Below are 5937 nucleotides of genomic sequence, written 5' to 3'. Positions count from 1 at the left end.
ATCCGCGATGAACCTTATTTTTGCCACTGAATATGCACGATCAGTGATTATTTGGTTTGCTAAAAGAGGTGTTTATCAATTAAGTTGGATCTTGATATTATTTATATCAACAGTTTCATACAGCATATTCCAACTTGAATGAGTAAATAGACCTCCCATTTGGGTTACAGCTATTCTCGTTCCACTAGACGCTTGATTCGGATATCCATTGAACGACGCTAACTTACGTAGACTTCAGCAGCTTATTGCAAAGTATGAATTAGGTGAAGAGTATCACCTAACGATCGATGATCTTGAACACTCGCTATCGACCTCTCGCAGAAACACTTCGATCATTCTTAAATGCTTATCGGAATATCGCTGGATTTGTTGGATTCCGTCCAAAGGAAGAGGGAAGCTTAGCCAGTTTAGAATTTTGGTCAGCTTTCCCGAAGCATTAGAACAAGTGTTAGCGCTTCAGTTGGAACAAGGGTGCTTTAACGTTATTCCTCGTCTTCTAGAAAGCTATGGTGATGCTGCAATAAAGGCACTGACGCTAGCGACTGAAAAACATAGTCTGTTCAATCAACAACATGACCATTTGCTGATCACTCAATATCCGTGGGTCGATAACCTTGAGCCAGCAAAAACATACCGAACCGCAGAACATCACATCTTAAGAAGTCTATACAATACGTTACTCGTCCAAGACCATGAGGGAAATCCCCAAGCGAGCCTCGCGCACCATTGGAAGGTGGAAGGGCGATTTCTGCATTTTTGGTTGAGACCGAATGTGTTATTCCATGACGGTGAAACTTTAACGGCCAAAGATGTTGCTCAATGTTTGTTGCAGCTAAAAAATATCGAAGGGCCAGTACAGTCTTTATTTGATCAGGTCAGTGATGTTCAAGTGGTGGGTGATAAACAACTGACTATTGAGCTGACACACGCAAACCCAATGTTTCTCTATGCTTTGACTAGCCCACACGCGTCTATTTACCGCTGCAAGCGTACTTATTTTTCGAGCGGGCGCAGTGCCTATATCGGAACCGGACCTTTCTCATTAGACGATTGGAGCGAAGAGTGCTTGGTTCTTAAACGTCACCGAGGTTACTTTGCTCAAAATGCCTTGTTAGAACAGATAACGCTCACCGACATAGAAGGTTTGAATGATCACACTCTGAGTTTTAATCAATCTGGCGTAGCAGAAGAAACCACAATCAATGCACTTTCGTATCTTGCGGTTAATCGTAGAGAAAACTCGGGCATAACCCCTGAAGAACTCGACAGGTTGGTATCGTTTATCAAGTCCAGCAGTAAAGAGTTTGATGCTGATATGGTGACGGATGATCTGTCTTTCTCGCCGAGTAAATTAACATCCAGCAATCCCATTCCTATTTTGACGGGCACGGTTGTATTAACACGACCTAGAATGACGATTCCTTTACTTCAAGATATGGCGGACTGGCTGCAACAAACGATTGTAAAAACGGGTGTCGCTATTGAAGTTGTTGAGCTTACCAATATCAGTGACCCTAGCTCCATGAGTGAGTCGGCAGACTTGTTATTCATTGAAGAAGTTATCGAACAGCCAGCCGATTATGGCCTTTACGATTGGCTACTTGCTTCCTCTGGGCTCAGATTCATTTTCAACAATTCTGAGATGAAGGCGCATTGCGAGAGAGTTAGAGCTGCTGTCAGTGGCGAGGACCCAATGCGCGAGTTGAAAGAGATTGAAGGTTCGCTTTATCAACAGAAGTTACTTTGTCCGTTATTTCACGGCAAAGAGAAGGTTTTTAATAGTGTTGAGGTTCATGGGGTAGAGATTAACCAAACCGGTTATAGTGATTTTTATAAGCTTTGGATAGCTTCGAACGAGAAGTAATTAGTCCATTTTTAACCCCATTTCCCTATCTTTTAGTTTCTGTTCAAAATGAAAACATGCACGAATCGGCTATCACCCTTTCGTGTTTCTTTCTAATGCCAATCGCTATTATGGCTGGCTATGACTATCACAGTCATTTCCGGTCATCCCCCCAATGACAATTCCATTTATAATGTATTTCATTAGGATCTAATCGAATGAAACTTAAGCTTATTTCTATCGCACTTATAGCTGTTGGCCTTACGGCTTGTGGCGGAGGAGGCGGTGGTAGCAACACAAGTGCTCCTGCTCCTCAAACGAGAACCTTACAAGGTGTCGCCATTGACGGGTATATTTCCGGGGCGACCGCGTTTCTAGATATCAATTATAATGGCGTATTAGATGAAGGTGAGCCTAGCAGTGTCACGGACGATGAGGGCAGCTATGAGCTATCTTTGACGGGCTCTAACTCAGACTGTATGGACTACGCTCCAATCGTAGTGAACGTGCCAGTAGGCGCTATTGATGCAGACAGCCCAAACACACCGATTACTGAACCTTATCAGTTAATCTTTCCGCCAGTCATGACGGTGAGTTCTGAGCAAGAAATTAAGTCGACTACGCCACTGACAACTGTTTTATGGAATCAGATCCAAGCCGACTTGTATAAAGGTGGTTTAAACAGTTGCTCTGCTTTGAAGCAAGCCGTGAACACCCAAAATAGCATTATCCAAAATGTGAAAGAGCATGACTTCCGAATTGCGAACCGATACAACATCGCAGTAGAGGACTTGTATGGTGATTTCGTTAAAGATCAAAATACTGAGCTCTACGATTTAGCGCAGAAGATGATGCCTGCCATTAAAAAGTCGTATCAAGAGACCAAAGAGATTCAAAAAGAGAACCCGACAGCCCAGCAAGCTTATGTTGACTATTACTGGCAGCATTGGGATTACTCCAAGAAGAACGAAATTAATAAGTGGTATAAAGTTAAAACAGTGATGACTGCGGATAAGCTGATTGTCATTGAACATGAAGTTTCAGCTGACTTGCAGACAGAACTGGCGTTAAATAAGCATATTGAGCGTAATAGCCAAAAGAAAAATGGTTTGGAATATGACAAAGAAGCTTGGTTCTCATTGGATAGTGATGGAACGGAATATTCATGTTCGGTGAAAGAGACCATCAAGCAACAGATTTTACCTAACTCACTCGCGACCTTTGGTGTGTTGAACCGTGGTTGGTCTAAACAACCTGATTGGGACAGTTGTTCACGTCAAAATGTCGGTGCTGGATTCATGCAAACCTTGTCGGCAGATCTTGTCGGTGACTACAAAGATCAGTTTACCCAAGTACAAGCGAAATTTAATTTTGAGAATAACGCACCACATCCCGAGTGGGTTAATCTCGGTGATTCATTGGATAGAGTGTCGCGCAGCGACTTTGATGCACTCAACTACCTATCGGTAGATTTTAATGACAACAGTTCATATGGTTCTGACAGCTGGAACCGACATAAGTATGCGTTCATTGAAAATACACCGTTTGATTATACTCAGACGATAACGTCTAAATATTCTCAAGGGAACTGGACTAAAGGTTATTATTACCAGAATGGGACAAGTTTATTTGAGTGTTCAAATGATGGTGTGAATTGGTCAAAAGAGACTTGTAAGTAACGCTGCCGAAGTCGTGACTAAATAATTTTAGATACCTTTATGCAATAAAAAAATCCAGTGTCGACAAGGCACTGGATTTTTAGTTTTGGTTGATCGCGATCTAGCTTTGCTTTATCGAAAGCGCTTAAGCGATCTCAATCTTCTCAGCTTGGTTCTGCTCTACCATTGATAGTGCTAGCGCTTCTGCGGCCTTAATGCCGTCGATACCAGCAGACAGGATACCGCCTGCGTAGCCTGCACCTTCACCAGCCGGGAAGAAGCCCTTAAGGTTGATGCTTTGGAAGTCTTTGCCACGTTTGATGCATACAGGAGAAGACGTACGTGTCTCAACACCGGTAAGTAGGCCGTCTGGCGTAGAGAAACCTTTGATCTTCTTCTCGAACGCTGGGATTGCTTCACGAATCGCTTCGATAGCAAAATCAGGCAGCGCTTTTGAAATATCAGTCAGGTGGATACCCGGCGTGAATGACGGTTGTACTTCACCGATTGCACTTGGATCGCGACCTTTCAAGAAGTCACCGATTTTTTGAGCTGGTGCATCGTAGTTTTCACCACCAAGAACATAAGCGCCGCTTTCTAGTTCACGTTGTAAACGGATACCAGCCAGTGCGTCACCTGGGTAATCACGCTCTGGGTCGATACCTACAACGATCGCGCTGTTTGCGTTACGTTCTGCACGAGAGTATTGGCTCATGCCGTTCGTTACTACGCGGCCTTCTTCAGACGTTGCAGCAACCACAGTACCACCTGGGCACATACAGAAGCTGTATACAGTGCGGCCATTCTTACAGTGGTGAACGAGTTTGTAGTCCGCAGCACCTAGGATTGGGTTGCCTGCGTTCTTACCGAAACGAGCTTCATCGATCATCGATTGCTTGTGTTCGATACGGAAACCAACAGAGAAAGGCTTCGCTTCCATGTAAACGCCACGATCGTACAGCATTTCAAACGTGTCACGAGCACTGTGGCCAACAGCCAATACCACGTGACGAGATTTGATCTCTTCACCGTTAGAAAGCGTTAGGCCAGTGATTTGACCATCTTCCATATGAACGTCGTCAACACGAGTGCTGAAACGGATTTCGCCACCAAGTTCAATGATAGAAGCGCGCATCTTTTCGATCATGGTAACCAGTTTAAAGGTACCGATGTGCGGCTTACTTACGTATAGAATTTCTTCTGGTGCACCCGCAGCAACGAACTCTTCAATTACTTTACGGCCGTAGTGCTTTGGATCTTTAACTTGGCTGTACAGCTTACCGTCAGAGAAAGTACCTGCGCCGCCTTCACCAAACTGTACGTTTGATTCTGTGTTCAGCGTACGCTTACGCCAGAAACCAAAGGTATCTTTCGTACGCTCACGAACTTCTTTACCACGCTCAACGATGATTGGGTTGAAACCCATTTGAGCAAGCACTAGGCCAGCGAATAGACCACATGGGCCAAAACCGATAACCACAGGGCGCTCAGTTTGGTTCTCAACCGCTTTAGCAACAAACTTGTACTCCATATCAGGAGTCACTTTTACGTGCGGGTCGCTAATGAATTGTTCTAACAACTCAGCTTCGTTTTCAACGAGAACGTCAAGCGTGTAGATAAGTAAGATCTTTGATTTCTTACGAGCATCGTAGCCACGTTTAAAGATATTAAAAGAGAGTACCTGATCAGAGTTAATACCAAGTTTCGCTTCAATAGCGTCTTGAATAGCAGACTCTTCATGGTCTAGTGGGAGTTTAATTTCGGTTAAACGTATCATTTCGATGTCTCGTTTTTATAGGTGTCTTAGCTAGATCGTTTCTTAATACAGAGTTTGATGGAAACGCTGATGTTCAAAGAAGCGATAAGCTCACAATGGCGCGCATTTTACGAGAAATTGATTTATCTGTCATACTAATTTGGAAACATGGAGCAAATAGACACGATATTAGAGCCGTATGATGTTGAATTTTGCTTTGGGATGAGTATTATCCCCATTCTTCAATTTTGACTAACTTATAGAGCAGAGCATCATGGCATTTGTCGTAGGCGATAATTGTATTCAATGTAAATACACAGACTGTGTGGCAGTGTGCCCCGCAGATGCGTTCCATGAAGGCCCAAATTTCATGGTAATCAACCCAGTCGAATGTATTGATTGTGGCTTGTGTGTACCTGAATGTGATGCTCAAGCAATCTTCCAAGAAGACGAACTGCCAGAAGATCAAAAGATCTTCATCGAAGTGAACGCAGAGCTCGCTGAGATTTGGCCTGTGCAAACGGAAGTAAAAGCACCAATGGATGACGCTGAAAAGTGGAATGGTGTGTGTGATAAGTTGGCAATGCTAGAAAAGTAATTGTTGAAAAGAACTCAAATAAAAAGGCGTACTGATTTAATCAATACGCCTTTTTTAATATCTTGTCCCGTCCTGAAATGTG

General features: G+C 43.5%; 4 protein-coding genes. 3 read left to right on the top strand and 1 reads right to left on the bottom strand.

From position 1 onward, the window contains the following. Positions 1-208 precede the first annotated feature (208 nt). Together AB4307_RS18395 and AB4307_RS18390 are read left to right on the top strand one after the other, a co-directional pair. The gene (locus tag AB4307_RS18395) at positions 209-1864 is read left to right on the top strand and encodes an ABC transporter substrate-binding protein (RefSeq protein WP_372132857.1); all 1656 of its coding nucleotides are present in this window, start codon (positions 209-211) and stop codon (positions 1862-1864) included. Between the two features lie 197 nt (positions 1865-2061). After that, positions 2062-3522 carry a hypothetical protein gene (locus tag AB4307_RS18390; RefSeq protein WP_017064354.1) on the top strand — a complete coding sequence of 487 codons (1461 nt, stop codon included), beginning with the start codon at positions 2062-2064 and terminating at the stop codon, positions 3520-3522. Positions 3523-3646: 124 nt separating this feature from the next. Here the strand turns inward: AB4307_RS18390 and AB4307_RS18385 are convergent, their stop codons facing one another. Next, positions 3647-5278: an NAD(P)/FAD-dependent oxidoreductase gene (locus tag AB4307_RS18385; protein WP_048606003.1), complete on the bottom strand. Its 1632-nt coding sequence runs from the start codon at positions 5276-5278 to the stop codon at positions 3647-3649. A gap of 253 nt (positions 5279-5531) precedes the next feature. Here AB4307_RS18385 and fdxA point away from each other — a divergent pair, with 253 nt between their 5' ends. Further along, a complete protein-coding gene (gene fdxA, locus AB4307_RS18380; protein WP_017064356.1) occupies positions 5532-5855 on the top strand; it encodes a ferredoxin FdxA in 324 nt (107 codons plus the stop codon). The last annotated feature ends 82 nt before the right edge of the window (positions 5856-5937 follow it).

This window comes from Vibrio sp. 10N.261.52.C2 (assembly GCF_041471425.1).
GTDB lineage: Bacteria > Pseudomonadota > Gammaproteobacteria > Enterobacterales > Vibrionaceae > Vibrio > Vibrio crassostreae_C.
The sequence above is the reverse complement of the archived record's forward strand: the minus strand, read 5'-3'. Positions and strand labels throughout refer to the sequence as shown.

Bases quoted from the DNA above. Each gene is read 5' to 3' on its own strand.
- AB4307_RS18390 (WP_017064354.1), top strand. From the start codon at position 2,062: ATGAAACTTAAGCTTATTTCTATCGCACTTATAGCTGTTGGCCTTACG.
- AB4307_RS18385 (WP_048606003.1), bottom strand. From the start codon at position 5,278: ATGATACGTTTAACCGAAATTAAACTCCCACTAGACCATGAAGAGTCT.
- fdxA (WP_017064356.1), top strand. From the start codon at position 5,532: ATGGCATTTGTCGTAGGCGATAATTGTATTCAATGTAAATACACAGAC.